This window comes from Rhizobacter sp. P3_C12 (assembly GCF_056402735.1).
In genome coordinates this window covers 54,364-80,852 of the sequence record NZ_JBFUGW010000005.1, presented here as the reverse complement: position 1 = coordinate 80,852, position 26,489 = coordinate 54,364, and the positions used below count along the sequence as shown (strand labels likewise).

The 26,489-nt window shown below is 70.4% G+C and carries 20 protein-coding genes; 7 read left to right on the top strand and 13 right to left on the bottom strand.

From position 1 onward, the window contains the following. Together AC1DXV_RS02250 and cysK are read right to left on the bottom strand one after the other, a co-directional pair. The coding region (locus AC1DXV_RS02250) for a response regulator (RefSeq protein ID WP_477932269.1) at positions 1 to 400 on the bottom strand (400 nt) is incomplete at its 3' end. Next, the gene (gene cysK, locus AC1DXV_RS02245; RefSeq protein ID WP_047501615.1) at positions 397 to 1,317 is read right to left on the bottom strand and encodes a cysteine synthase A; all 921 of its coding nucleotides are present in this window, start codon (positions 1,315 to 1,317) and stop codon (positions 397 to 399) included. The genes AC1DXV_RS02250 and cysK, both read right to left, overlap by 4 nt. A gap of 48 nt (positions 1,318 to 1,365) precedes the next feature. On the opposite strand from cysK, the gene hemE reads away from it, so the two are divergent. Further along, positions 1,366 to 2,424 (top strand): uroporphyrinogen decarboxylase, encoded by a 1,059-nt coding sequence (gene hemE / locus AC1DXV_RS02240; RefSeq protein ID WP_477866954.1) that lies wholly within the window; start codon positions 1,366 to 1,368, stop codon positions 2,422 to 2,424. A gap of 370 nt (positions 2,425 to 2,794) precedes the next feature. Then, entirely contained in the window at positions 2,795 to 4,861 is a 2,067-nt protein-coding gene (locus tag AC1DXV_RS02235) for a primosomal protein N' (protein WP_477866958.1), read from the top strand. Here the strand turns inward: AC1DXV_RS02235 and AC1DXV_RS02230 are convergent. From AC1DXV_RS02230 to AC1DXV_RS02205, 6 genes are read right to left on the bottom strand one after another with little or no spacing between them, the layout of a single operon-like run. Beyond that, positions 4,858 to 5,751 (bottom strand): M48 family metallopeptidase, encoded by an 894-nt coding sequence (locus tag AC1DXV_RS02230; RefSeq protein ID WP_477866952.1) that lies wholly within the window; start codon positions 5,749 to 5,751, stop codon positions 4,858 to 4,860. The two genes, AC1DXV_RS02235 and AC1DXV_RS02230, sit on opposite strands and share 4 nt — an antisense overlap. Before the next feature lie 40 nt (positions 5,752 to 5,791). Beyond that, complete coding sequence (locus tag AC1DXV_RS02225; RefSeq protein WP_477866950.1) at positions 5,792 to 7,387, bottom strand: AmpG family muropeptide MFS transporter; 1,596 nt, start codon at positions 7,385 to 7,387, stop codon at positions 5,792 to 5,794. Between the two features lie 18 nt (positions 7,388 to 7,405). Beyond that, entirely contained in the window at positions 7,406 to 8,266 is an 861-nt protein-coding gene (locus AC1DXV_RS02220; RefSeq protein WP_477932267.1) for an anti-sigma factor family protein, read from the bottom strand. Positions 8,267 to 8,280: 14 nt separating this feature from the next. Further along, positions 8,281 to 8,814, bottom strand: a complete 534-nt coding sequence (locus AC1DXV_RS02215; RefSeq protein WP_477868101.1) for a sigma-70 family RNA polymerase sigma factor — start codon at positions 8,812 to 8,814, stop codon at positions 8,281 to 8,283. Between the two features lie 37 nt (positions 8,815 to 8,851). After that, a complete protein-coding gene (locus AC1DXV_RS02210; RefSeq protein WP_477932265.1) occupies positions 8,852 to 9,439 on the bottom strand; it encodes a DinB family protein in 588 nt (195 codons plus the stop codon). A gap of 16 nt (positions 9,440 to 9,455) precedes the next feature. Further along, complete coding sequence (locus AC1DXV_RS02205) at positions 9,456 to 10,313, bottom strand: M14 family zinc carboxypeptidase (protein ID WP_477868105.1); 858 nt, start codon at positions 10,311 to 10,313, stop codon at positions 9,456 to 9,458. A 114-nt stretch (positions 10,314 to 10,427) separates the two neighbouring features. Between AC1DXV_RS02205 and AC1DXV_RS02200 the strand changes: the two genes are divergently transcribed. Then, the gene (locus AC1DXV_RS02200; protein ID WP_477932263.1) at positions 10,428 to 10,916 is read left to right on the top strand and encodes a flavin reductase family protein; all 489 of its coding nucleotides are present in this window, start codon (positions 10,428 to 10,430) and stop codon (positions 10,914 to 10,916) included. A gap of 48 nt (positions 10,917 to 10,964) precedes the next feature. On the opposite strand, the gene AC1DXV_RS02195 is transcribed toward AC1DXV_RS02200, so the two are convergent. The 4 genes from AC1DXV_RS02195 to AC1DXV_RS02180 are packed head-to-tail and all read right to left on the bottom strand — an operon-like array spanning position 10,965 to position 18,465. Next, the gene (locus AC1DXV_RS02195; protein ID WP_477868109.1) at positions 10,965 to 12,992 is read right to left on the bottom strand and encodes an acetoacetate--CoA ligase; all 2,028 of its coding nucleotides are present in this window, start codon (positions 12,990 to 12,992) and stop codon (positions 10,965 to 10,967) included. A 7-nt stretch (positions 12,993 to 12,999) separates the two neighbouring features. After that, positions 13,000 to 14,778 (bottom strand): ABC transporter substrate-binding protein, encoded by a 1,779-nt coding sequence (locus AC1DXV_RS02190; RefSeq protein ID WP_477932261.1) that lies wholly within the window; start codon positions 14,776 to 14,778, stop codon positions 13,000 to 13,002. 19 nt (positions 14,779 to 14,797) lie between these two features. Continuing rightward, positions 14,798 to 16,636 (bottom strand): ABC transporter substrate-binding protein, encoded by a 1,839-nt coding sequence (locus AC1DXV_RS02185; protein ID WP_477932259.1) that lies wholly within the window; start codon positions 16,634 to 16,636, stop codon positions 14,798 to 14,800. Continuing rightward, a complete protein-coding gene (locus AC1DXV_RS02180) occupies positions 16,633 to 18,465 on the bottom strand; it encodes an ABC transporter substrate-binding protein (protein ID WP_477932257.1) in 1,833 nt (610 codons plus the stop codon). Before AC1DXV_RS02180 ends, AC1DXV_RS02185 begins: the two co-directional genes overlap by 4 nt. 307 nt (positions 18,466 to 18,772) lie before the next feature. Between AC1DXV_RS02180 and AC1DXV_RS02175 the strand changes: the two genes are divergently transcribed. Genes AC1DXV_RS02175 through AC1DXV_RS02165 form a run of 3 tightly spaced genes read left to right on the top strand, consistent with a single transcriptional unit; the run spans position 18,773 to position 22,469 of the window. After that, positions 18,773 to 19,711 (top strand): ABC transporter permease, encoded by a 939-nt coding sequence (locus AC1DXV_RS02175; protein ID WP_477865422.1) that lies wholly within the window; start codon positions 18,773 to 18,775, stop codon positions 19,709 to 19,711. Then, on the top strand, positions 19,708 to 20,754 hold the full coding sequence (locus AC1DXV_RS02170; protein ID WP_047501633.1) for an ABC transporter permease: 1,047 nt from the start codon (positions 19,708 to 19,710) through the stop codon (positions 20,752 to 20,754). The genes AC1DXV_RS02175 and AC1DXV_RS02170 overlap by 4 nt, the downstream gene beginning before the upstream one ends. Continuing rightward, positions 20,751 to 22,469 carry an ABC transporter ATP-binding protein gene (locus tag AC1DXV_RS02165; protein ID WP_477865423.1) on the top strand — a complete coding sequence of 573 codons (1,719 nt, stop codon included), beginning with the start codon at positions 20,751 to 20,753 and terminating at the stop codon, positions 22,467 to 22,469. Before AC1DXV_RS02170 ends, AC1DXV_RS02165 begins: the two co-directional genes overlap by 4 nt. Before the next feature lie 7 nt (positions 22,470 to 22,476). On the opposite strand, the gene AC1DXV_RS02160 is transcribed toward AC1DXV_RS02165, so the two are convergent. Beyond that, the gene (locus AC1DXV_RS02160) at positions 22,477 to 23,208 is read right to left on the bottom strand and encodes a substrate-binding periplasmic protein (protein WP_477865424.1); all 732 of its coding nucleotides are present in this window, start codon (positions 23,206 to 23,208) and stop codon (positions 22,477 to 22,479) included. A gap of 164 nt (positions 23,209 to 23,372) precedes the next feature. Between AC1DXV_RS02160 and AC1DXV_RS02155 the strand changes: the two genes are divergently transcribed. Next, positions 23,373 to 26,489, top strand: a complete 3,117-nt coding sequence (locus AC1DXV_RS02155) for a hybrid sensor histidine kinase/response regulator (RefSeq protein WP_477865425.1) — start codon at positions 23,373 to 23,375, stop codon at positions 26,487 to 26,489.

The window sequence follows — 26,489 nt, the reverse complement described above, 5'->3', positions numbered from 1 at the left end:
GTGCGGCGGCCGCGGCCGGGGCAGCCGCCGCCGGCTTCGCCGCGCGGCGCAGCACCGTGCGGATGCGCGCCACCAGCTCGCGCGGCGAGAAGGGCTTGGCGACGTAGTCGTCCGCGCCCAGCTCGAGCCCGACCACGCGGTCGATCTCATCGCTGCGCGCGGTCAGGAACACCACCGGCACGTCGGCCAGCGCGCGGATGCGCTTGAACACCTCGAAGCCGCTCGCGTCGGGCAGGCCGACATCGAGGATCACCAATGCCGGTGGCTGGGCCTGCACCTGCGCGACCGCCTCTTCACCGGTCGCGACCCAGGCCGGCTCGAAGCCGTCGGTGCGCAGCGCGTACTGCAGCGTGTCGGCGATGCCGGGTTCGTCCTCGACGATCAGGATGCGCGGCTTCATTCGGTCGGCAGGAAGCCTTCGATCGACAGGTAGCGCTCGCCGGTGTCGTAGTTGAAGCCGAGCACCGTCGCGCCGGCCGCCAGCTCGGGCAGCTTCTGCGCGATCGCGGCCAGCGTCGCGCCCGACGAGATGCCCACCAGCAGGCCTTCCTCGCGGGCGGCGCGGCGGGCCATCTCCTTCGCGGCCTCGGGGTCGACCTGGATCACGCCGTCCAGCAGGTCGACGTGCAGGTTCTTCGGGATGAAGCCGGCACCGATGCCCTGGATCGGGTGCGGGCCCGGCTTGCCGCCGCTGATCACCGGCGACAGCGTCGGCTCGACCGCGAACACCTTCAGCTTCGGCCAGCGCGCCTTCAGCACCTTCGCGCAGCCGGTGATGTGGCCGCCGGTGCCCACGCCGGTGATCAGCGCGTCGATGCCGCTCGGGAAATCGGCGGCGATCTCCTCGGCGGTGGTGCGCACGTGGATGTCGATGTTGGCCGGGTTGTCGAACTGCTGCGGCATCCAGGCGCCGGGCGTCTCGGCCACCAGCTCGTTGGCGCGCGCGATCGAGCCGTTCATGCCCTTCTCGCGCGGCGTCAGCACGAAGGTCGCGCCATAGGCCAGGATCAGGCGGCGGCGCTCGACGCTCATGCTCTCGGGCATCACCAGCACCAGCTTGTAGCCCTTCACCGCGGCGACCATCGCGAGGCCCACGCCAGTGTTGCCCGAGGTCGGCTCGATGATCGTGCTGCCCGGCTTCAGCGCGCCGCTCGCCTCGGCCGCCTCGACCATCGCGAGCGCGATGCGGTCCTTGATGGAGCCGCCCGGGTTGGAGCGCTCGCTCTTCACATAGACCTGGTGCGTGCCGCCGAACAGGCGGTTGATGCGGATGTGCGGCGTGTTGCCGACCGTCTGCAGGACATTCGATGCGAGCATGGGGACCTCCGTCGTTGGACCGCAAATTATGGGCGCGATAATTCGCCGATGTACGCCGCCCTCCAGAACGACACCTTCCTGCGCGCGTGCCTGCGCCAGCCCACCGACCACACGCCCGTCTGGCTGATGCGCCAGGCCGGCCGCTACCTGCCGGAGTACCGCGCCACGCGCGCCAAGGCCGGCAGCTTCATGGGCCTCGCCACCAACACCGACTACGCCACCGAGGTCACGCTGCAGCCGCTCGAACGCTATGCGCTGGATGCAGCCATCCTGTTCAGCGATATCCTGACCATCCCGGACGCGATGGGTCTGGGCCTGAGCTTCGCGCTCGGCGAGGGGCCGAAGTTCGCCTCGCCGGTGCGCGACGAGGCCGCCGTCGACCAGCTGGCCGTGCCCGACATGGACAAGCTGCGCTACGTGTTCGACGCGGTCACGTCGATCCGCCGCGCGCTGAACGGCCGCGTGCCGCTGATCGGCTTCTCGGGCAGCCCGTGGACGCTCGCCTGCTACATGGTGGAGGGCGCCGGCTCCGACGACTACCGCCTCGTGAAGACGATGCTGTACAGCCGCCCCGACCTGATGCACCGCATGCTCTCGATCAATGCCGATGCGGTCGCGCTGTACCTGAACACGCAGATCGAGGCCGGCGCGCAGGCGGTGATGATTTTCGACAGCTGGGGCGGCGTGCTGGCCGACGGCGCGTTCCAGGCCTTCAGCCTGGCCTACACGCAGCGCGTGCTCAGCCAGCTGAAGAAGGAGCACGACGGCCAGCGCATCCCGCACATCGTGTTCACGAAGGGCGGCGGCCCGTGGCTCGAGGAGATCGCCGGCAGCGGCGCCGACGTGGTCGGCCTCGACTGGACCGTCAACCTCGGCCAGGCGCGCCAGCGCATCGGCGGCCGCGTCGCGCTGCAGGGCAACCTCGACCCGAACGTGCTGTTCGCGCCGCCGACGCAGATCCGCGCCGAGGTGGAGCGCACGCTGCAGAGCTATGGCAGCGACCGCACCGGCCACATCTTCAACCTGGGCCACGGCATCAGCCAGCACACGCCGCCGGAGCACGTGTCGGTGCTGGTCGACGCGGTGCACGAGGCCTCGCGGCGCTGAATCGCGGTTACAAAGCCCCGGTCTTCTGGGGGGAGTGATTTCCCCAGGTACGTTTGCACAGTGCTTGACTTATCCCCAAAACGCTGAATGTGACGAATGGCCGCTCTTGCGTCAACGAAGGCGACTGCCAGATCGTGGTGCACGCGCTAAGTCGTTGATTTCATTGGGTCTGAAAACTGCCGCTAAAGTGAGCAACGCAAGCGGAGGCCAAGCAGATCAAGAACTTAGCGCAGCTCTCTGCAGGTTTCCCACAAAGTTATCCACAGAACGCGGGGAAAGCTCCAAAACGCTTTGTGTATCAGCGACTTAGACGGATTTTCTGAGGGGCCCTCTAGCTTTGACCGATAACTCGCCCCCGCTGGCCGCCGAGCTGGCCACCGCCTTGCCGGTGGCGGTCGAGACCCCGCAGCACAGCGGATTGCAGGGCACACTCGACTACACAAGCGAGCGCCCGCTCTCGCCGGGGACGTTGGTGCGCGTGCCGCTGGGCCGGCGCGAGGTGCCCGGCATCGTCTGGCCGGGCGAGGCGAGCAGCGAGCCGACGCTGGCGCTGAAGCCGATCGCGCAGGTGCTGGACGCCTTGCCGCCGCTGAGCACCCGCTGGTGCGAGCTGGTCGGCTTCGCGGCGGCGTACTACCAGCGCAGCGTCGGCGAGATGGCGCTGGCGGTGCTGCCGCCCGAGTTGCGCAAGCTCGACAACGACCAGCTCGCGAACCGCGTCGCGCGCCTGCGCAAGGCGATGGCCGCGGAACCCGCGCCGGCGGCCGCCGCGCCGGCCGCGCCCGAGCTGAACGCCGACCAGGCCGCGGTGCTCGAGCAGCTGCAGGTGCTGCACACGCCGGGCGCGGCGCCGGTCGTGCTGTTGCACGGCCTGACCGGCAGCGGCAAGACCGAGGTCTACCTGCGTGCCGCGGAGCGGGCGCTCGCCGCCGGCCAGCAGGTGCTGGTGCTGGTGCCCGAGATCAACCTGACGCCGCAGCTCGAGGCCCGCTTCGCCGAGCGCTTCGGCAGCGGGCCGGTGCCGCGGCGCATCGTCTCGCTGCACAGCGGCCTGACACCGGCGCAGCGGCTCAAGCACTGGCTCGCGGCGCACCTCGGGCTGGCCGACCTGGTGCTGGGCACGCGGCTCGCGGTGTTCGCGCCGCTGCCGCGCCTCGGGCTGATCGTCGTCGACGAGGAGCACGACCCGTCCTACAAGCAGCAGGAAGGCGCGCGCTATTCGGCGCGCGACCTCGCGGTGTACCGCGGCAAGCTCGAAGGCGCCTGCGTGGTGCTCGGCTCGGCCACGCCGTCGATCGAGAGCTGGCAGCGCGCCGACCAGGGCCGCTACGTGCGGCTGACGATGGGCCAGCGCATCGGCGGCGGCACGCTGCCGGCGGTGCGGCTGGTCGACATGAACCTGCTGCCCAAGATCAAGGGCATCAGCACCGCGCTGTCGCCGCAGCTGGTGGCGGCGCTCGGCAAGCGGCTCGAGCGCGGCGAGCAGAGCATGCTGTTCCTGAACCGGCGCGGCTATGCGCCGGTGCTGCACTGCGGCGAATGCGGCTGGAAGAGCGGCTGCCCGAACTGCAGCGCCTTCCGCGTGTTCCATCGCGTCGACCGCACGCTGCGCTGCCACCACTGCAGCCTGACGCAGCCGGTGCCGCGCGCCTGCCCCGATTGCGGCAACCTCGACATCGCGCCGATGGGCCGCGGCACCGAGCGGCTCGAGGAGCAGCTCGCGCAGGCCTTGCCCGGCGCGCGCATCGTGCGCATCGATGCCGACTCGACGAAGCTGAAGGGATCGCTCGAGGCGCAACTGTCGGCGGTGCACGACGGCAACGTCGACGTGCTGGTCGGCACGCAGATGGTGGCCAAGGGGCACGATTTCCGGCGCATCACGCTGGTGGCGGCGGTCGACCCCGACAGCGCGCTGTTCAGCAGCGATTTCCGGGCGCCGGAGCGGGTGTTCTCGCTGCTGATGCAGGCGGCAGGGCGGGCCGGGCGCGATGCGGCGCAATCGGGCGCGAGCGAGATGTGGGTGCAGACCTGGCACCCGCAGCATGCGCTGTACCAGGCGCTGCGCACGCACGACTACGCGGCCTTCGCGGCGCAGCAGCTGAAGGAGCGCGAGATGGCGGGGCTGCCGCCGTTCACGCACCTCGCGCTGCTGCGGGCCGAGGCGCGCACCGCGCAGGCGGCGCGCGATTTCCTGCAGGCGGCGGCCGACCTCGCGAACCGGTTCGAAGGCGCCGACCAGCTGCTGATCTACCCGCCGGTGCCGACCAGCATCGCCCGCGTCGCGAACGTCGAGCGCATGCAGATGCTGATGGAGGGGCCGTCGCGCGGGGTGCTGCAGCGGGTGCTGAGCGCCTGGGTGGCGAGCCTGCCGTCGCTGCGCAGCGAGCACAAGGGCGTGCTGCGCTGGGCGCTGGACGTGGATCCGCTGGCGATCTAGGGTTGTTTCTTGGCGGGCGGCTCGAAGCGCTGCGCCGGCTTCGCGGCCTTCGCATACAGCCCCTCGACGCGCGGCAGGTTGGCCTCGATGTCGCGGATGCGGGTCGGCCCCGACGGGTGGGTCGACAGGAACTGCGGCGGCGCACCCTTGCTGGCCTGCGCCATCTTGTTCCACAGGCTGACGCCGGCCCGCGGGTCGTAGCCGGCGCGCGCGGCCAGTTCCATGCCGACGAGGTCGGCCTCGGATTCGTCCTCGCGACCGAACTTCAGCGTCAGCAGCTGGCCGCCCATGTCGGCCACCGAGCGGCCGATGCTGCCGAGCCCGAGGATCGCGGCGCCGAGCCCGATCGCCCCTTGCGTCGCCAGGTTCTTGCCCATGCGTTCGCGGGCGTGTTCGCGCAACGCGTGCGCGACCTCGTGGCCCATCACCATCGCGACCTCGTCGTCGGTCAGCTGCAGCTGCTCGAGGATGCCGGTGTAGAACGCGATCTTGCCGCCGGGCATGCAGAACGCGTTGACCTGCTTCGAGCCGATCAGGATGACCTCCCATTTCCAGCGGTTCGCCCGCTCGTTCCACTCGGAACTGAACGGGATGATGCGCTGCGAGATCGCGCGCAGCCGCACCACCTGCGGGTGGCTGTCGGGGCCGAGCGCGCGCTGCTGCGCGGCCTGCTGCTTCAGCTGCGCGTATTGCTGCGCGGCAGCCTGCTCGATCTGGTCGGCCGACACCAGCTTCGTGAAGCGCGATTCGCCGCCCACGTCGACGCCGTCGCGCGCCCAGGCCGGCACGGCCAGCGTCGCGCCGGCGGCGGCCAGCGTCGCGGCGAAGCGGCGGCGGGCATGGAAGGCGCAGCCGCAGGTGATCAGGGGGAGGTCGGCGTCGTGGTTCATGGCAGGTTCAGACTGGCAGATGGGGTTGCGGTTCCCGGACTCAATCATCGACGGGAAGCTGTGTCGGATCGACCTCGAGCGCCTGCACCGGCGCGCGCAGCCACACGAGCATCAGCAAGGCCGGCAGCGCGAGCACGGTGGACAGCAGGAAGAAGGTCGGCCAGCCGATGGTCTCGGCGGTGACGCCGGCCACCGGGCCGACCCAGACGCGGCCGACCGACGCGAACGCGCTCAGCAGCGCGTACTGCGTCGCGGTGAAGCGCTGGTTGCACAGGCTCATCAGGAACGCGACGAACGCGGTCGTGCCCATGCCGCCGGTGATGTTCTCGAGCGCGATCACCATCAGCAGCCCGCCGTCGACCGGCGTCGCCTGCTTCAGCCAGACGATGGTCCAGTCGAAGGCCGGGATCGTGACCCCCGGCAGCAGCCCGTGGCCGTGGCCGGCGAGCCACCAGAAGCCGAGGTTGCTGAGCATCTGCAGCACGCCGAACAGCAGCAGCGCGCGCCACAGCCCGAGCTTGAGCATCAGCGCGCCGCCGAGCAGCGCGCCGCCGATCGTCAGCCACAGGCCGATCAGCTTGTTCGCGACGCCGACCTCGGCCGGGCCGAACTGCATCGCCTTCAGCAGGAACGGCGTCATCAGCGAGCCGGCGAACGCATCGCCCAGCTTGTAGAGCACGATGAACGCGAGGAAGGCGCCGGCGCCCGGCTGCACGAAGTAGCTGCGCAGCCCGCCGAGCAGCGTCTCGAAGCGCGCCGCGCGCGCCGCCCACGCGGCCAGCGGCAGCGTGAACGCGATGCCCAGCAGCAGCGCGAGCAGCTCGGTCCAGCGCTGCTGCAGCGCGGCCGGCAGGCTGCTGCCGGCCCACCAGGGCGACAGCACGGCCGCGGCGATCGGCGGCCCGAAGCGCTCGCTCAGCACGAAGCCGAGCGCGACCGCGCACAGCACCGCGCCGAAGCCGATCACGTCCTGCCGCGCGACCGACGACGGCCGCAGCGTCAGCGGCAGCCGCGGCAGCGCGACCGCCGACAGCACCGCGGCGCCGACCATCAGCCCGGCCATCACGCGGTAGACGTCGGGCCAGGACCAGCCGCCGCCCTGTGTCGGATCGACCCAGATCAGCGCGACGCCGCCCGACAGGATCATCGCGAGCCGGTAGCCGAGCACGTAGAGCGACGAGCCCAGGCCGCGCTCGCGGGCGGGCAGCAGGTCGGTGCGGTAGGCGTCGACGACCACGTCCTGCGAGGCCGACACGAAGGCGACCAGCACCGCCAGCAGCGCGAAGCTGCGCGTCGCGCTGCCGGGCGAGGTGGTGGCCATCAGCAGCAGCGCGCCGGCCAGCGCCAGCTGCGTCAGCACCAGCCAGCCGCGGCGCCGGCCGAGCCAGGGCAGCTCGAAGCGGTCCATCAGCGGCGCCCACAGGAACTTGAAGGTGTAGGGCAGGCCGACCAGGCTGAGGAAGCCGATGGTCGCCATGTCGATGCCCTCGACGCTGAGCCAGGCCTGCATCGCCTGGCCGGTCAGCGCGAGCGGCAGGCCGGACGCGAAGCCGAGCACGCTGACGACCAGCAGCCGGAAGGCGACGGCCGCCCGGGAGGACGGCAGCGCGGGCTGCACGGAAGCGGAATCGGACATGGGCCCGATTCTAGGGAGTCACTTCGGTGCGGAAGCGGGCAGCGGCTGCTGCCGGTAGATCGCCTCGGCCAGCGCCAGCAGCTGCTCGCGCGGCAGGCTGCCGGCCAGCGCGTAGCCGGTGCCGGCCTCGACCCAGTAGAAGAGGTTCACGTCGCCGTCGCGCTCGAAGCGGAACGCGGCCGGTGCGGCCTCATCGGGCTTGCGCAGGTAGACGGTGACGCGGGCCGTGCCGCCGGTGGCCTGGTACATCAGCTGCGCACCGGGCCCGGCCCCGGCGCCGTCGGGCAGCAGCCGCCCGCCGACCAGCTCGTAGCCCTGCTCGCGCAGGTCGAACAGCTTGACCGGCACGTTCAGGCGCCGCGTCAGCCAGCGCGACAGGTGCTCCTCCTGGGCGCGGCTTTCCTCGGCCGTCTTGCCGGCCACCGCCACCTCGACCGGGTGGCGCTGCTCCGGCACGTAGACGCTGTGGGCCAACGCCGCGCGCTGCACCCAGCCGCCGGCCGGTGCCTGGGCCACGACTGCGCGCGCCGGCTGCACCCGCCACATCGCGCCGGCGCCGATCAAGCCGCCGAGCGCGAAGATCGCGAGCGCCGCCGCCCACTGGCCGCGGCCCTGCCACCACGGCGCTGCCGCCTCGGGCGCGTGCTGCCACACGAGTTGCTGCAGCCGCTCCGGCACCGGCTCAGCCTCCGCGGGGGCCAGGCGGGCGCGCAGCGCATCGCGGTCGGCGGCCCACAGCCGCACGCGCGCCGCTTCTTCGGGGTTGGCCAGCAGCCAGGCATCGACCTCGGCGCGGCGCTCGGGCGGCAGTTCGCCGTCGAGCCACGCGCTCAGCGTGTCGTCGCGTTCGTCGGGGGAGGAGAAGAGGGGGGCGGCCATCATCGACATCCAGTTCAGACCACGCGCCGCAGCGGCTGCACCGACGCCACCGGGGCGCGGCCGTCGAGCAGCGCGCGCAGCGCGGCGCGCCCGCGCGAGATGCGCGACATCACGGTGCCGATCGGGATGCGCAGCACCTCGGCGCATTCGGCGTACGACAGTTCCTCGACCGTCACCAGCAGCAGCGGCTCGCGCTGCTCGACGGGCAGGCGCTGCAGCGCGGCGACCAGGTCCATGCGCAGGCCGACATCGGCGCCGGGGTCGCTGCCGCGCAGGTCCTGCTCGGTCTGCAGCTCGTGCGGATCCATGATCGACAGCCGTCCGCTGCGGCGCAGCGTGTCCATGTGGGCGTTGTGCGCGATGCTGATGACCCACACCAGGATGTCGCGCTGCTGGTCGAACTGGTGCCAGTGCGACAGCGCGCGCTCCAGCGCCGTCTGCACCAGGTCGTCGGCCGCCGCGGCATCGATCAGCAGCGAGCGCGCATAGCGCCGCAGCCGCGGGATCGTGCCGAGGAGCTGCTGGCGGAAGGTGCTGGGAACGCTCACCTGAGGTCTACGCGGGGCGACGGGCGGCTATTCCCGCTCAGCCATGCCAGATCGCGGCTTCTGTCACGCCTAGGGCACGGAAATCGTCCGCTCGCAACGGCAGGTCGTTGACGCAGAAGAACTCGTCGAGCTGCGGCGGCGCGACCGACGTGCCCGACAGCATCGAATGCGCCTGGCCGCGGTGGTGCACCTGGTGCTGGTAGAGGTGGGCCAGCAGGCGGTGCAGCGGTTCGCGGTCGATGCGCTGCGTGCGCGGCACCTGGATCACGCGCTCCAGCAGCGTGCCATCGGCCAGCAGCGCGTGGGCGACGRCGAGCAGGCGCTGGTCCATGCGCTGCTGCGCGGCCACCAGTTCGGCGCAGGTCGCGCACGGCTCCTCGGGGTCGAAGAACGACCCCGGGTCGGGGTGGGGCGGGTCGCCGCGCAGGCTGCGCTCGATCGCGTCGAGGTAGTAGTCGTCGACCGTCAGGTTGTGGTTCAGCGTCGCGCGGATCGACGGGAAGAAGCCGGTGCGCGGCGCCGTGAACTCGTCCTGCGTCAGCCGCCCGCAGGCCTGCAGCAGGCGGTGGTTGGCCCAGGCGTTGTTGTGGGCGCTGGCGTACAGGTGGCGGGCGAGCGAGGTCATGGTGTGTGAGGTGTGCCTACCGATGTTCCCGCAGCGCGAGCCGTTCGTCCAGCCAGCGCAGCAGGTCGAGCCACATCTGCCGCATCTCGGCATCGGTCGGCGTGCGGATCGCGCTCGGCAGCTCGATCGTCACCACCGGCACGCCCTTGTGCACGCCGCCGTAGTGGCCGAGCGAGCCGGGGAAGATGCCGACGCGGTCGAGGTAGAGCCGCCCGAGCCGCTGCGGCGGCACGCTCGGGCCGTCGAAATCGAGCACGCCGTACGGCGCGTGCACGGTGACGATGACGTCGGGCTTCCAGGCCTCGATCGTGTCGGTCACGAAGCGGGCCTCGGGCTCCGACAGCGCACGCGGGCCGGGCCAGCGCCGCGGGTCCTTCTTCGTGCGCTTGAGCCAGTAGACCGGCGCGTCGCGGTCCCAGTGCGGCGTCGGGAAGTTGCGGTTCAGGTCGACGCCGTGCGCATTGGTGCGCGTCGGCTTCGGCAGCAGCAGGCCGTCGGGGTTCAGCGCCGGAACGAACCGCCAGTCCATGCCGGCGCCGGTGTCGCCGGCGTGGGCGATCCAGTGGAAGACCAGCGCGCTCGACGACAGCTCGTCGCCGTGGATGCCGCCCAGCACCAGCACGCGGCGCGGCGCGGGCGGCGGCGTGTCGTCAGGCAGCAGCAGCGGTTGTGGCGCCGGCACGTCGCGCTGGTACAGCGCCACGCCCTTCACCGACGCGGCGCCGGACGGCTTCAGCGCGGCACGCTCGCACAGCGCCGGGCTCAGGTTCGGCAGGCGGCGGGCCAGCTCAGGGCAGGGCGCCTCGGCCTGCGCCGCTGGCGCCAGCCCCCAGGCGAGCAGCACGCAGACGCCCCGCAGCGCCCGTCGAATCATCGGGTATCGTGTCATGCTGCACGAGTGTAGGAGCTGCCCGACCCCCTCAAATGAGAGTTGGCGGCGCCTGCCGCCGCCCTCCACAATTCCGGCATGAATGCAATGCTGCGCCCCATGGCACCCAGTTTCTCGGCCCAGGAGTTCCGCGTTGCGCTCGGGATGTTCGCCACCGGCGTCACGATCGTCACCGCGCTCGACCTGCACGGCAACCCGGTCGGCCTGACCGCCAATTCGTTCAACTCGGTGTCGCTGTCGCCGCCGCTGGTGCTGTGGAGCCTGTCGCGGCGCGCCGGGTCGATGCCGGCGTTCACGCGCGGCTCGCACTATGCGATCAACATCCTTGCCGCCGACCAGCGCCCGCTGGCCGAGCGCTTCGCCGCGAAGGACATCGACCGCTTCGCCGGGCTGCGCTTCCGCGAAGGCGTCGGCGGTGCGCCGGTGCTCGAAGGCGTGGCCGCGGTGTTCGAGTGCTTCAACCGCAGCCAGTACGAAGAGGGCGATCACGTGATCTTCGTCGGCGAGGTCGAGCGCTGCGAGCGGCGCGAAGGGGCGCAGCCGCTGATCTATCACGGCGGCCGCTACTTCACCGAGCTTCCCCTGTAGCCCGGATGCCAATCCGGGACGGCGCCGAACCCCGGATTGGCATCCGGGCTACTTCCTGGTGCGCGCGAACTCGATGAACCACGCGACGCTCGATGCATTCGCCATCGCATCCAGCTTGAACACCTGCTCGGCCGGCGTGCCCATCAGCAGCTTCTTCACCGGCAGCTCCATCTTCTTGCCCGACAGCGTGCGCGGGATCGCGTCCACCTGGAAGATCTCGTTCGGCACATGCCGCGCCGACAGCGCGCTGCGGATCTCCTGCTTCAGCCGCGCGACCAGCGCCTCGTCGAGCACGCGGCCCGCGCGCAGCACGACGAACAGCGGCATCCAGCTCTCGCGGCCCAGGTACTCCAGGTCGACCACCAGGCTGTCCAGCACCTCGGGCAGCGCCTCGACGGCGCGGTACAGCTCGGCCGTGCCCATGCGGATGCCGTGGCGGTTGATGGTCGCGTCGCTGCGGCCGTAGATGATCGCGCCGCCGCGCGGCGTGATGCGCAGCCAGTCGCCGTGGCGCCAGACCGCAGGTCTTCCATGTCCACCCGGGTACATGTCGAAGTAGCTGTCGCGGTACCGCTGCCCGTCCGCATCGCCCCAGAAGTACAGCGGCATCGACGGCATCGGCCGCGTGCACACCAGTTCGCCGACCTCGTCGACGAGCGCATGCCCGCGGCCGGTCGCCGGGTCGGGCTCGCTCCAGGCCTCGACCGCGGCGCCCAGGCAGCGGCACTGCATCTCGCCCTCGACCACCGGCAGCGTCGGCAGGCCGGCCACGAAAGCGCCGGCGAAATCGGTGCCGCCCGACAGCGAGGTGAGCCACAGCGGCCGGTCGCCGACGCGCGGCAGGTGCTGAGCCGCCCAGCGGTACACGTCGGCCGACAGCGGCGAGCCGGTGCTGCCGAGCGCGCGCAGCCGCGCGAGCCCCGGCAGGCGCGCCGGCTCGATGCCGGCCTTCATGCAGCTCGCGAAGAACGCGGCGCCGGCACCGAAGAAGGTCGCCTTCGCATCGGCGACGAAGCGCCACAGCGTGTTCCAGTCGGGCTGCCCGCTGCGCCCGGCCGGGCTGCCGTCGTACAGGCAGATCGTCGTGCCGTTCAGCAGCCCGGCGATCTGGCAGTTCCACATGATCCAGCCGGTCGCGCTGTACCAGTGGAAGCGGTCGCCGCCCTCGGCGCTCGGGCCCAGGTCGTTGTGCAGGCCCATGAACTTCAGGTGCTCCAGCACGACGCCGCCGTGGCCGTGCACGATCGCCTTCGGCAGCCCGGTGGTGCCGCTGGAGTAGACGATCCACAGCGGGTGATCGAACGGCAGCGGGTCGACCTGCAGCGGCGCGTCGCCGCACAGCAGCCCGTCGAAGTCGTGCCAGCCGGCCGGCAGTGCGTCACCCAGGTTGCGCCACAGCAGCACGTGCTTCAGCGTCGGCAGCTCCTTCACGAGGTTCTGCAGCAGCGCGAGCCGGTCGTGCGCGGTACCGCCGTGCACATAGCCGTCGCAGCCGACCAGCAGCGTCGGCTCGATCTGGCGGAAGCGGTCGAGCACCGCGACCGGCCCCATGTCGGGCGAGCAGACCGACCACACCGCACCGAGGCTGGCGGCCGCGAGGAACGCGACCACCGTCTGCGGCGTGTTCGGCATGAAGGCGCAGATGCGGTCGCCGCGCACCACGCCCAGCTGCCGGTAGTGCGCCGCGAGCGAGGCCACCTGGCGGCGCAGCTTCGGCCAGCTCCACTCGAGCAGGCTCGCGCAGTCGCGCAGCCGCTCGTCCTGGAAAACGATCGCCGGATGCCCGGCCGCATGCGCCGCGTCGGCATGGCGGAACACCTGCTGCGCGTAGTTCAGCTGCGCGCCGTCGAACCAGCGCGCGCCCGGCATGCGGTCGTCGGCCAGCACCTGCGTGAACGGCGTCGGCGACTGCAGCCCGTAGAAGTCCCAGATCGAACGCCAGAACGCGTCGAGATCGGTGACGGACCAGCGCCACAGCGCGTCGTAGCCTTCGTGCGTGGTCGCGTCGAAGGGCAGCCCGCGCTCGCGGGCCAGCCAGTCGGTGTAGCGCAAGATCTGCGGTCTGGGTACTGCCATGCGTGCCTCACTCGAGACCAACGAACTGCCACGTGTCGCGCATGAACGGATGCCTCAGGTGCCCGATCACGCGCCGCTGCAGCACGTCGCTGACGACGGTGTGCACATGCGCCTTGTACGGCATGTACGCCACCAGAATGTTCTTCGCCTCGCGCATCAGCGCCGCGCGCTCCGGCCCGTCGGGCAGCACGTTCTGCCGTTCGAACAGGCGATCGTAGGCCGGCAGCGAGAAGTGCGCATCGTTCGATTCGTTCGCGTTCGGCCCGTAGCCGATGCCGAGGAAGAAGCCGCCGTCCGGCGTGCCCGCCACCCAGCTGAAGCCCCACATCATCAGCTTGCCGGCGCGCCCCATCTTCAGCAGCTCGGGCCAGCTCGCGATGTCGAACGCGATGCGCAGCCCCACCGCCGCCATGCACTTGCGCCACAGCTCGTTGAACTGGCGCTGCCGCTGGTCCGGCCGTGACGCGAGCCGCAGCACCAGCGGGCGGCCGTCCGGCCCCTCGCGCCAGCCGTCGCCGTCGCGGTCGACATACCCGTACAGGTCGAGCAGCGCGGCCGCACGCGCGACGCTGGTCTCGCTCATCGTGCTGCGGTAGTCGTCTTCATAGCCCGAAGTGAACGGCGCGACCACCGACTGCGCCGGGATGCCCTGGCCGTGGCGCAGGTCCTCGAGATCCTGCCGGTTGTCGTAGGCCAGGCAGATCGCGCGGCGCAGCGCGACCTTGTCCGGCGCGTTGCCGCCGACCACCGGGTCATCCATGTTGAAGTAGGTCAGCGCCATGTCGGCCTGCGCGCTGCGCTGAAGGCGCACGCCCTGGCGCGCCAGGTGCGGCGCGATGCGGTTGCCGGGCGCCGCGATCGGCGTGAACTCCACCGGCAGCGCCAGCACGTCGAGCGCGCCGTTGACGAACGCGAGCCACTGCGGCTGCGCCTCGACGATCACGCTGACCTCGATGCGCTCGGCCACCGGCAGGCGCCGGCCGGCCAGCTGGCGCGCGATCTCCTGCGCGGGCGCATCGCCGGGCGCCGGCTCGGCCTCGAAGTGCAGCTCGCGAAAGCGCGGGTTGCGCACCAGCTCGATGCGCGAGCCGCGGCGCCAGGCCGCGAGCATGAACGGGCCGGTGCCCACCGGGTGCGCGGCGATCTCGGCGCCGTAGTGCTCGACCACCTCGCGCGCCACTGCGCCGACCAGCGCGCCCTGCGTGAACCAGTGGTGGAAGCGCGGGTTCGGCTCGGCCAGCCGGATGCGCAGGGTGTAGCGGTCGAGCGCGCGGATGCCCTCGACCTCGCGGTCGTAGTCGAACGGCTTGCCGCTGCGGCGCGCCTGCGCGCGCAGCTCCGTCAGGTCGCGCAGCTTCGCGTTCTCGAACACGTAGATGTTCTCGCAGTTCAGGCGCGGGTCGTAGAAGCGCTTGACGCTGTAGACGTAGTCCTGCGCCACCAGTTCGCGCGGCTTGCCGCCGAAGACCGGGTCGTCGGCGAAGAAGATGCCCGGGCGGATGCGGAACGTGAAGGTCTTGAAGTCGTCGCTGATCTCGGGCAGCGCGACGGCGGTGTTCGGGCGCAGCTTCACCGGGCGCGCGAGGTAGTCGTAGGTGAGCGGTGGCTCGAAGATCGCGCTCGCCACCTGCGCCGAATTGACGTCCGAGATCTGGCACGGATCGAAGCCGGTCTCGGCCACGCTGAAGGCCAGCCGCAGCGTGCCGCCGGTGGCGTCGGCCAGGCCCGGTGCGCCGCACGACAGCGCCGCCGAGGCGGCAAGCCAGGTGCGGCGCGTCAGCGTCATGCCTGCTGCGCCGCGCCGTTCAGCGGGCGCCCCGCAGGCTGTCGTCAATGTCCAGGTATTGCCAGAAGCGGCTGACGAAGAACGGGCGCCGGTACCCGATCACCCACGGCTGCGTCAGGTCGGTCACGATGCGGTGCACGTTGTACTTGTGCGGCGCGAGCGCCGTCGCGATGCGGTTGGCCTCGTCGAGCAGCGCCAGCCGCTCCGGGCCGTCGCCGATGCTCTGCATGCGATCGTAGATCTCGTCGAAGCGCGCGTTCTTGAAGCGCCCGAGGTTCTGCCCGCCGGAGGCCGGGCCGTACAGCAACTGCATCGCGTCCTGCACGTCGGGCGTCGACGCGGTGTAGCCGAGCTGCCAGACCATCAGCTGGCCGGCGCGCGCCGCCTTCAGGTTCTCCGGCCACTGTGCGGGCTTGATCTCGATGCGCAGGCCGACCGCGTCCATGTTCTTCTTCCACAGCTCGTCGAACTGGCGCGACAGGCTGTCCGGCGAGGTGGCGTACTGGATCACCAGCGGGCTGCCGTCGGGCAACTCGCGCCAGCCGTCGCCGTTGCGGTCGACGTAGCCGTACATGTCGAGCAGCGCCTTCGCGCGCGGCACGTTGTAGTCGCTGTTCTCGGTCTTGTAGTTCGGGTCGTAGCCGAAGGTGGCGGGCGCCACCATGCTTTGCGCCGGGATCGCCTGGCCGCGGCGCACGCCGGAGATCTCGCGCGGCACGTCGGTGGCCAGCCGGATCGCGCGGCGCAGCGCGACCTTCTCGGGCGTGTAGCCGCCGACGACCGGGTCCTCCATGTTGAAGTAGTACAGCGTGCGGTCGGGGTTGACGACGCGCTGCATCTTGATGCCGCGTTTCGCCAGGTTCGGCGCCAGCTTGCCGTTCGGCGCGGCCTGGTTCGCGAACTCCAGCGGCACCGAGATCAGGTCGATCTCGCGGTTCAGGAAGGCCAGCCAGCGCGGCTGGCTCTCCTCGATGATCGACAACTCGACCCGGTCGATCATCGGCAGCCGCCGGCCCTTGAAGCGCTGCAGCAGCGCCTGGCCCTCGGCGTCGTCGGCATTCGGCTCGGCATCGTAGAAGGCTTCGTGGTAGCCGGGGTTGCGCTCCAGCACGATCTGCGAGCTGCGCCGCCATGACGCGAGCCGGAACGGCCCGGTGCCCACCGGGTGCGCGGAGATCTCGCTGCCGTAGTGCTCCACCACCTCGCGCGCGACCGCGCCGTACAGGCTGCTGTCGGCCAGCGTGTAGAGCAGGCGCGGGCGCGGGCTCTTCAGCTTGACCTGCAGCGTGTAGCGGTCGAGCGCGCGCAGGCCTTCGACCGGCTTGTCGTAGTCGAACGGCGTCTTCTTCGCGATCGCCTGCTGGCGCAGCTCGTCCAGGCCGACGAAGCCCTGGTCGTTCATGTCGGAGTAGGACGGGCTCGCGTTGGCCGGGTCGAAGAAGCGCTTGATCGCATACGCGAAATCCTGCGCGACCAGTTCGCGACGCTGGCCCTTGAAGGCAGGGTCGTCCTGGAAGTAGACGCCCGGGCGGATGCGGAAGGTGTAGGTGCGGAAATCCTCCGACACCTCGGGCATCGCGGCCGCCGCCTCCGGCCGCACCTTGAACGGGCGGGCCAGGTAGTCGTAGCGGACCAGCGCTTCGAACAGGTGCACAGTGACGTAGCGCGAGTACAGGTCGCTGATCTTCACCGGATCGAAGCCGGTCTCGGCGGCCACGAAGGCCCAGCGGAAGGTCTTCGCGAGCGGCGCGCCGGTGGGCGGCGCCGAAGCGGCCTGCGGTTGCGCGGCGGCGTGGCCGGCCGTGCCGGCCACGGCCGCCAGCGCGGCAGCGGCGATCAGGAGAGTGCGTCGGATCATTTGGCAGTGCGCGCTTGCTCGAGCGCGGTGTCGATGTCGAGGAATTTCCAGAACTCGCGGACGAACGGGTTGCGGCGGTAGCCCAGCACCCACGGGTGCATCAGGTCGGTGGCGATGCGGTGCGCGCTGATCTTGTACGGCAGGTAGGCCACCATCAGCTTGCTCGCGTCGCGCAGCACCGCCTCGCGCTCCGGGCCGTCGGGCATCCGGCCCTGCTTCTCGAACAGCGCATTGAAGGCCGGCAGGTCGAAGCGCGAGTGGTTGGCGCCGCCCTTGTTCGGGCCGTACGCGAGCGCGAGGAAGGTGTCGGCATCCGGCGTCGTCGCGCTCCAGGCCACGCCCCACATCATCAGCTTGCCGGCGCGCGAGGACTTCAGGTTCTCCGGCCACTTCGCGGTCCTGAAGACCATGCGGATGTTGACCGCGCGCATGCTCTTGTCCCACAGCTCGACGAGCTGGCGGCTCAGTTGGTCGGGCTGCGTCGAGTACTCGATGACGAGCGGGCTGCCGTCGGGCAGGTCGCGCCAGCCGTCGCCGTCGCGGTCGACATACCCGTAGGTGTCGAGCAGCGCGCGCGCCCGGTCGGGGTCGTAGTCGCTCATCTCGGTCTTGACCGTCGGGTCGTAGCCGTACACGGCGGGGGCGATCGCGGTCTGTGCCGGAATCGCCTGGTTCTTGCGCGCGATCTGCAGCTCGGCCGGCGCGTTGTAGGCCAGCGAGATCGCGCGCCGCAGCGCCACCTTCTCGGGCGTGTAGCCGCCGACCACCGGGTTCTCGTGGTTGAAGAAGCCAGCGATCACCGCATCGACCAGCGGCGCCTGGTCCATCTGGATGCCCTGCTTCGCGAGGTTGGGCGCGATCCGGTTGCGCGGGATCGCGATGCCCGAGAACTCGGCCGGCAGCCGGTCGAGGAAATCGCTCTGGCGGTTCAGGAAGCTCAGCCAGCGCGGCTGCGTCTCCTCGATGATCGAGATCTCGACGCGGTCGAGCATCGGGATGCGCTTGCCCTTCATCGCGCGCGCGATGGCCTGCGAACGCGGGTCGTCGGCGGGCGCCTCCTCGTCGTAGAACCGTTCGCGGTAGCCGGGGTTGCGCTCCAGCACGATCAGCGAGCTGCGGCGCCAGTCGGCCAGCCGGAACGGGCCGGTGCCCACCGGGTGCGCCATGATCGCCGTGCCGTACAACTCCACCACCTCGCGCGCCATCGCGCCGAAGGCGCCGGCGTCGGTCATGATCTGCTGGTGGAAGCGCGGCGACGGCTCGGCCAGCCTGACCTGGAAGGTGTAGCGGTCGAGCGCGCGCAGGCCGTCGACCTCGCGGTCGTACGGGAACGGCTGCTTCGAAGCGATCACCTGCTGTCGCAACTCCGACAGCCCGAGCAGCTTCGCGTTCTCGAGCAGGTACAGGTTGGGGCTCTTCCACTGCGGGTCGTAGTGGCGCTTCAGCGTGTAGACGTAGTCCTGCGCGACCAGCTCGCGGCGCTGGCCCTTGAAGGCCGGGTCGTCCTGGAAGTACGTGCCGGGCTTCAGGCGGAACGTGAAGGTCTTGAAGTCGTCGCTGATCTCCGGCAGCGCCGCCGCGGTGTTCGGCTTCATGCGGACCGGCCGCGCGAGGTAGTCGAAGGTCAGCGGGGTCTCGAAGATGCCGGCGGTGACGGTGCGCGAATAGAGATCGCTCAGCTGCACCGGGTCGAAGCCGGTCTCGGCGACCGGGAAGGCATACCTCAACACTTTCAGCGGCGCCGCGGGCTGCGCGGCGGGCGCCGGTGGCGCTGCCGAACAGCAGAGGGCGAAGAAGGCGAGCAGCCCGGCTGCACCGCGTCGGATCATGGTCACGGACTCCTGGTGGGAGGGCACGCTGCCGGCGCTCGTGGCGCGGCGGCATGCCGGAGGCGCGAAGTCTAGGGCCTGCCCGGGGCGGGTGTCCTCCGGGCTTGCCCCGGCCTGCGCGCGGAACTTTCCGCACCGGCATGCAAGTTGCGTGCGCTGCGAAGTTCCTGAGGGCAAACGCGGGGCAGGGGGCTTCGGGCCGGGCCTTAGACTCGCGCCTGCCCAGATTCCGGCACGCGCCGCCCCCCGACCCGGGCCGGCGGGGCGGGCCGGTCCTCTTTTCTCGACCCGAGACGCTCACGACAACATGGCGGCCTACCTGATACGGCGCCTGTGGCAAATGATCCCGACCTTGATCGGGGTGGTGCTGCTGGTGTTCTTCCTCTTCAAGTACTTCGGCGGCGACCCCGCCGAAATCCTCGGTGGCCTGAACGCCACCCCGCAGCAGGTGGATGCGATCCGCGAGCAGCTCGGGCTGAACAAGCCGGTGTGGCAGCAGCTGCTGATCTACTTCCGCAGCATCGTGACGCTGGACTGGGGCCACAGCTGGGCCACGCAGGAATCCGTCAGCAACATCTTCGCGACCCGCGCGCCGGCCACGCTGACGGTGATGCTGCCTATCCTCGCGCTCGACACGCTGCTCGCGCTGCCGATCGCGATGTGGGTGGCCTACCGCCGCGGCTCGCTGGCCGACCGCAGCATCATGGTGATCTCCACCATCGCGCTGTCGGTCTCGTTCCTGGTCTACATCATCGTCGGCCAGTACGTGTTCGGCTTCCAGCTCGGCTGGTTCCCGGTGCAGGGCTGGAGCGACAGCACCTGGACCAACCTCGTGACCTACGTGCCGCTGCCGGTGCTGCTGGCGCTGCTGGTGGGTATCGCGCCGCAGACGCGGCTGTACCGCACCTTCTTCCTCGACGAGCTCGGCCACGACTACGTGCGCACCGCGCGTGCCAAGGGCATGACCGAGCGCACGGTGCTGTTCAAGCACGTGCTGCGCAACGCGATGATCCCGATCGTGACAAACATCGCGCTGGCGCTGCCGGGCGTGTTCGTCGGCTCGTTCCTGATCGAGGTGTTCTTCTCGATCCCGGGCCTGGGCCGCGAGATCATCCTCGCGGTGAACCGCAGCGACTACCCGGTGATCCAGGCCGTCACCGTCTACCTGGCGATGCTGACGATGCTGGTGAACCTGGGCGCGGACATCCTCTACAAGCTGATCGATCCCCGGGTGGTCCTCAAATGAGCGCGGTGCTTTCTCCTGCAGGGCTGCCTGCACGGCAATCGATGGGCGTCTGGCAGGCCGCCTGGAAGCGGCTGCGGGCGGACCGCGTCGGCATGGTGTCGATGGTGGTGGTGGCGGCGTTCGCGCTGCTGGTGCTGCTGGGCTCGGTCGGGCTGCTGGCGCGCGGCTGGCAGAAGGAAGTGGGCGTGCCGAACGCGCCGCCCACCTTCATGGGGCCGGCCGCCGCCGTGGAGCAGAGCGCGATCCCGGTGCCGAAGGGGCCGAACGTCGACCTCTCGGCGGTCGACCCGCTGGCCCCGCGCTACAAGGAGTGGGACGAGCGCGCCGCCAAGTTCAAGACCGAGGACAGCGTCAAGCGCGAGACGCTGCCGTTCGGCGGCGACCGCATCGGGCGCGACGTGCTGACCAAGGCGCTGAAGGGCACGCAGACCTCGGTGTTCGTCGGCCTGCTCGCGGCCATCGTGGCCAGCGTGATCGGCACGCTGCTGGGCGCGCTGGCCGGCTTCTTCGGCGGCAGGATGGGCGACTTCCTCGAGTGGCTGTACAGCGTGTTCACGTCGATCCCGGACATCCTGCTGATCCTGTCGTTCGCGGTGATCTTCGGGCGCGGCATCGGCAGCGTGGCCATCATCCTCGCGCTGGTCGGCTGGACCGGCATGTACCGGCAGGTGCGGGCCGAGTTCCTGAAGCACTCGGTGCGCGAGTACGTGCGCTCGGCCGAGGCGATCGGTGCGTCGGCGGCGTCGCGCATGTTCCGGCACATCCTGCCGAACATCAGCCACGTGATCCTGGTGCGCATGTCGCTGCTGGTGGTGGGCTTCATCAAGTTCGAGGTGATCCTGTCGTACCTGGGGCTGGGCGTCGGCGTCGACGACGTGTCGTGGGGCACGATGCTGGCCGAGGCGCAGAGCGAGCTGATCCTCGGCTACTGGTGGCAGCTGGTGGCGGCGACCGCGTTCATGGCGGTGTTCGTGACGGCGTTCTCGCTGTTCGCCGATGCGTTGCGCGATGCGCTGGATCCGAAGCTGCGGGGACTGGAATGAGCCTGTTGACGATCAAGGACCTGCGCGTGTCGTTCCGCGTGGGCAACGAGGGCGGGGTGGTGCACCGGACCCAGGCCGTGGGCCGCGAGATCGACGGGCAGTCGGTGGGCGTGAGCTTCGACGTGCCGGAGAACACCACGGTGGCGCTGGTCGGTGAATCGGGCTCGGGCAAGAGCGTGACCGCGATGTCGATCCTGAACCTGCTGCCGAGCAATGCCGAGCGGCAGGGCGCGATCGGCTTCCTGGGCCGCGACCTGCTGGCCGCGACGCTGCCCGAGCTGCAGGCGCTGCGCGGCAAGGACATCGCCTGCGTGTTCCAGGACCCGATGAGCTCGCTGAACCCGGTGTTCACCGTCGGGCAGCAGCTGGTGGAGCCGCTGGTGCGCCACCTGGGCCTGACGCGCCGGCAGGCGCTGGCGCGCGCCGAGGCGCTGCTGGTCGAGGTGGGGCTGCCGGAGCCGAAGCGGCGGCTGGCGGCCTACCCGCATGAACTGTCGGGCGGACAGCAGCAGCGCGTGATGATCGCGATGGCGCTGTCGTGCGAGCCGAAGCTGCTGATCGCCGACGAGCCGACGACGGCGCTCGACGTGACGATCCAGCGCCAGATCCTGGAGCTGCTCGCGAAGCTGAAGACGCAGCACCGCATGAGCATGCTGTTCATCACGCACGACCTGGGCGTGGTCGGCGAGATTGCCGACCAGGTGGTGGTGATGCGCCAGGGCACGGTGCGCGAGCAGGGGCCGGTGGCCGGCATCTTCAGCGCGCCGCACGACCCGTACACGAAGGCGCTGCTGGCCTGCCGGCCGACGCTGGAACAGCGCGGTGCGCGGCTGATGGTGATCGACGACCACATCGCCGGCCGCGCGGCGGCGGCGGCGCCGGCACCGAAGGATGCATTGGCGCCGATCGTGATCGATGCGAGCAACCTGACGAAGAGCTTCTGGCTGCGCAGCGGCGTGTTCGGCCGCAAGGAATTCCAGGCGGTGAAGGGCGCGAGCTTCACGCTGCGGCGCGGGCACACGCTGGGCGTGGTCGGCGAATCGGGCTCCGGCAAGACGACGATGGGGCTGACGCTGCTGCGCCTGCACGAGGTGAACGGCGGGCCGGTCGGCGGCAAGGTGATGTTCGACGGCCAGGACCTGCTGGCGCTGAGCCGGCGCGAGCTGCTGCCGATGCGCCGGCGCATCCAGGTGGTGTTCCAGAACCCGTATGCGTCGCTGAACCCGCGCTTCACGATCGGGCAGACGCTGACCGAGCCGATGGCGATCCACGGCATCGGGGCCGACGGCGCAGTGCGCGAGCAGCGCGCGCGGGCGCTGCTGGACAAGGTCGGGCTCGACGACAGCGCGATGCACAAGTACCCGCACGAGTTCTCCGGCGGCCAGCGCCAGCGCGTGGCGATCGCGCGCTGCCTGACGCTGGACCCGGAGGTGCTGGTGCTCGACGAGGCGGTCAGCGCGCTCGACGTGTCGGTGCAGGCGCAGGTGCTGAACCTGCTGAAGGACCTGCAGGACGAGCTGGGCCTCGCCTACATCTTCATCAGCCACGACCTGGCGGTAGTGCGCTTCATGGCCGACGAGGTGCTGGTGATGAAGGACGGCGAGGTCGTCGAGCAGGCGAGCGTCGCGCAGATCCTGGAGCAGCCGCAGCAGGAGTACACGAAGCGCTTGCTGGGGGCGATACCGCGCGGCTACAGGGCCGCGAGCGCGGCGTAGCCGCTGATCACCGGTAGCGCTTCACGATCGCCTGGTAGGACCCGTCCGCCCTCATCTGATCGATGGCGTCGGCGATCCTCCTGGCGATCTCCTTCGGGAAACCGTGGGACGCGGCGACCCAGGACACCTTGACCGGCCCCAGGCGGGGGCCGTACTTCAGTTCGGCAGGGTCGAAGCCGGCCTGCCGGTACACACCGTGCGCCATCAGGTCGGTCGTCATCCAGGCGCCGATGCGTCCCAGCTTCAGTTTCCGGGCATTCGTCAGGTCGTCGTCGGTCTCCTCGACATACGGCAACCCCGCATGGTCCGCCTCGTCCTTGAAACTGGTGCCGCGGACATAGCCCACGACCAGCGCCCGCGCCTCTTCGATGGAAGCGGGCGGACTGGCCAGGGTCACGAAGACCGTATGGAATTCCAGCACCGGTGCAACCCATTGATACTGGGCTTCCCGGCCGGGCGTGCGGGTGAACGGAATGATCAGCACGTCGTTCCTGGCCTGGGTTTCCAGTTGCGCCCGCTGCCACGGCAGGAAACTGAACTCCGGTGAAATGCCCGCCCGCCTGCAGGCCTCGCGGACGACCTCCAGCACGACGCCGCCCGGCTGCCCTCCCGCCTGGGTCGTCAGCGGCGGGAACTCTGCAGCCACCACCTTGATGGCTTGCCCGGCCGCGCCGGACGGCAAGAGCAGCGATGCCAGCAGCGCCAGTACGCCAAGGCCCTGGAGGGTCATTCTTCGCATGCGGGAACTCCTCTCGCGCTACCGGGCCGTCAGAGTGACGGCGAGTCCGCTTGTCGGCGCGCTCGGCATTGTCTTAACATCGAAACGTATACACCATTTCGGTCCTCCGCAGGCAGCGCGCTTCATGCGCCGGGGGTCGTGCGAAGCGCGTTGGAGCAACCGACATGCCGTTGCGATTCCGGGTGATCCCGCGGGCCGGCAGCTTGCACAGCAAGCTGATGCTGGCACTGGCGATCCTGGTCGCGCTGGTGGCGCTCGCTGCAGCCTATGTGCTGATCGAACGCGAGCGGGAGCGTCGAATCCTGGAGCTGGAGAGCCGGGCCGCGCGCATCGCCGAGCTGTACAGCCGCTCGCTGGCCTACCCCCTCTGGAACGTCGACCATGCCGCGATCGACAGCCAGCTCGCAGCGCTGGCCCCCAATCCGGAGGTCGCCCAGTTCAGCGTCACGACGGTCGGCGACGGCATGGTGTCCGCGGTCACCCGGATCCAGGCGCGGGATCTGGTCAACCCGATCGTGCGCGTGCAGTCGATCGAGTACGCGCCACCCGGCGGAGCCCGGCAGAAGATCGGAGAAGTCCGTGTCGTGCTGACGCGCGCGGTGGTCGAGGCGGCCATCGGCACGGCCCGCCGGACCATTCTTGCGCTGGTCGCCGCGATCGTGGCCGTGCTGTATGCCGCGACCTTCCTGCTGCTCAGGCGCATGGTGAGCGCGCCCATCCATCGCCTGGAGGCGACGGTGGATCGAATCGCCATCGGTGACATGGACGCGCGCTGTGCGGTCGAATCGAGCGACGAACTGGGCCGGCTGGCCCTGCGCGTCAACGCGATGGCGGATCGGCTGCGCGACTCCGCCCGGCAATTGCGCGACAGCGAAGCGACCTACCGGGGGATCTTCGAGAACTCGTTGGAGGGCATCTTCCACCTGGACCGGTCGGGGGGCCTGCATGACGCCAACACGGCGCTGGCACGGCTGATGGGCTACGCCACGCCCGCCGAGCTGATGGCGGCGGTGAACGGCGATGGCCACGACGGCGCGCCGCCCGGTCGCCGGCCCCTGTTCACGCCGGATCGGACGGCCTCGCTGTTCGCCGCACTCGAACGGGACGGCGAGATCGCCGGCATGGAACTGCAACTGGCGCGTGCCGACGGCAGCCCGGTCTGGGTCCAGCTCAACGCGTGGCAGCAAGGCGGCGGGGCGGCCGGATTCCATGGGCTGGTCAGCGACATCACGTCGCGCAAGCGCACGCTGGAGGACTTGCGCAGCCATCGCGACCACCTGGAGGAGGCGGTGCGCGAGCGCACCGCGGAACTGGATGAAGCGATGAAGCGGGCCGAGGTCGCGAACCAGGCCAAGAGCGAATTCCTTGCCAACATGAGCCACGAGATCCGCACGCCGATGAACGTGATCCTCGGCATGTCGCGCCTGGCGCTGCAAGGCGACCTCGATCCGCAGCAGCACAACTACATGCGCAAGGTGCACCGATCCGCCGAATCGCTGCTGCGCATCATCAACGACATCCTCGACTTCTCGAAGATCGAAGCCGGCAAGCTCGACATGGAGGTCCTGACCTTCGACCTCGGCAACGTGATGGACGACCTCGCGAACCTGGTCGGCCTGAACGCCGAGGAGAAGGGCCTGGAACTGGTGTTCGCGTTGCCGCAGGACCTGCCCGGCACCCTGGTGGGCGATCCCTGGCGGCTGGGGCAGGTGCTGATCAACCTGGGCAACAACGCGGTCAAGTTCACCGAACGGGGCGAGGTCATCGTGGCCGTCGAGGTGCTCGCGCGCGATGCGGCCTCGGTGCGGCTGGGCTTCGAGGTACGCGACACCGGCATCGGCATCGCGCCCGAGGAGCAGCAGCGGCTCTTCAAGCCGTTCTCGCAGGCCGACTCATCGACGAGCCGCCGCTTCGGCGGCACCGGGCTGGGCCTCGCGATCAGCCACCACCTGGTGCACATGATGGAAGGAGAGCTCGGGGTCGACAGCACACCCGGGCGCGGCAGCCGGTTCCACTTCAGTGCGCGCTTCGGCCTCGGGCCTGAACCTGCCACCCACGACGCGGCTTTGCCGGACGGCGGCCTGCAGGGTGTCCGGATGCTCGTCGTCGACGACAACGGCGCCGCGCGCGAGATCCTGGTGCACATGGCCGGCGCGCTCGGGCTGCGTGCGTCGGCCGCGCGCGGGGGCCGCGAGGCCATCGACGCGGTCGCGGCGGCGGATGCGCGCGGGGAGCCCTTCGACATGCTCCTGCTCGACTGGAAGATGCCGGGCATGAACGGGGTCGACTGTGCCAGGCAGGTGGCACGCATGCCGCTGGCGCACCCGCCGCCCACCCTGCTGATGGTCACCGCCTTCTCCCGCGATGAAATGGCGCGCGTCCTGGCGACCGAGCGGCTCGGCGTGGCGGCGACGCTGACCAAGCCGGTCACGCCTTCGACGCTGCTGGACGCCTGCCTGCAAGTGAGGGGCACGCCGCGGCCGCGTGCCCTGCGAAGCGGGCTGCGCGATGAAGCGCTGCAGGGCCACTGCGCCGCCCTGGCCGGCGTGCGCGTGCTGCTGGTCGAGGACAACCCGTTCAACCAGGAGCTGGCGAGTGAGCTGCTGGGCCGTGCGCGGATCGAGGTCCTGGTGGCCAGCAACGGCCGCGAAGCCATCGGGATGCTGGCGCGCGAGCGCTTCGACGCGGTGCTGATGGACTGCCAGATGCCGGTGATGGACGGCTATGCGGCCACGCGCGAATTGCGCAGCGACCCGGCGTGGCGTGACCTGCCGATCATCGCGATGACGGCCAACGCGATGGTCGGCGACCGCGAGAAGGTGCTGGCCGCCGGGATGAACGACCACATCGCCAAGCCGATCAACGTGGGTGAGATGTTCGCCACGCTGGCGCGCTGGATCCGGCCTGGCGTTGCCGGGGCAGGCAACGGTTTCCCTGGCATCGAGAGCGCCGCCGCGCTGGCCGGGATGATGGGCGACGAGCAACTCTATCGGCGCCTGCTGGGCAAGTTCAGGGATCGGGAAGCCGGCTTTGCGGCCCGTTTCGGTGCCGCCCGTGCGGCGCTCGACATGACCACGGCCACGCGCCTGGCCCACGACCTGAAGAGCGTGTCCGGCAGCCTGGGGGCGACGGCCGTGTGCGAGGTCGCGGCGGAGTTGGAGCATGCCTGCTCCAACGGTGCAGGGCCGGCGGACATCGACGCGCTGCTCGCGGCGGTGGTCGAGCGTCTCGACCCGGTGCTCGCCGGCTTGCGCTCGCTCGAGGCGCGAGCCTCCCCGTAG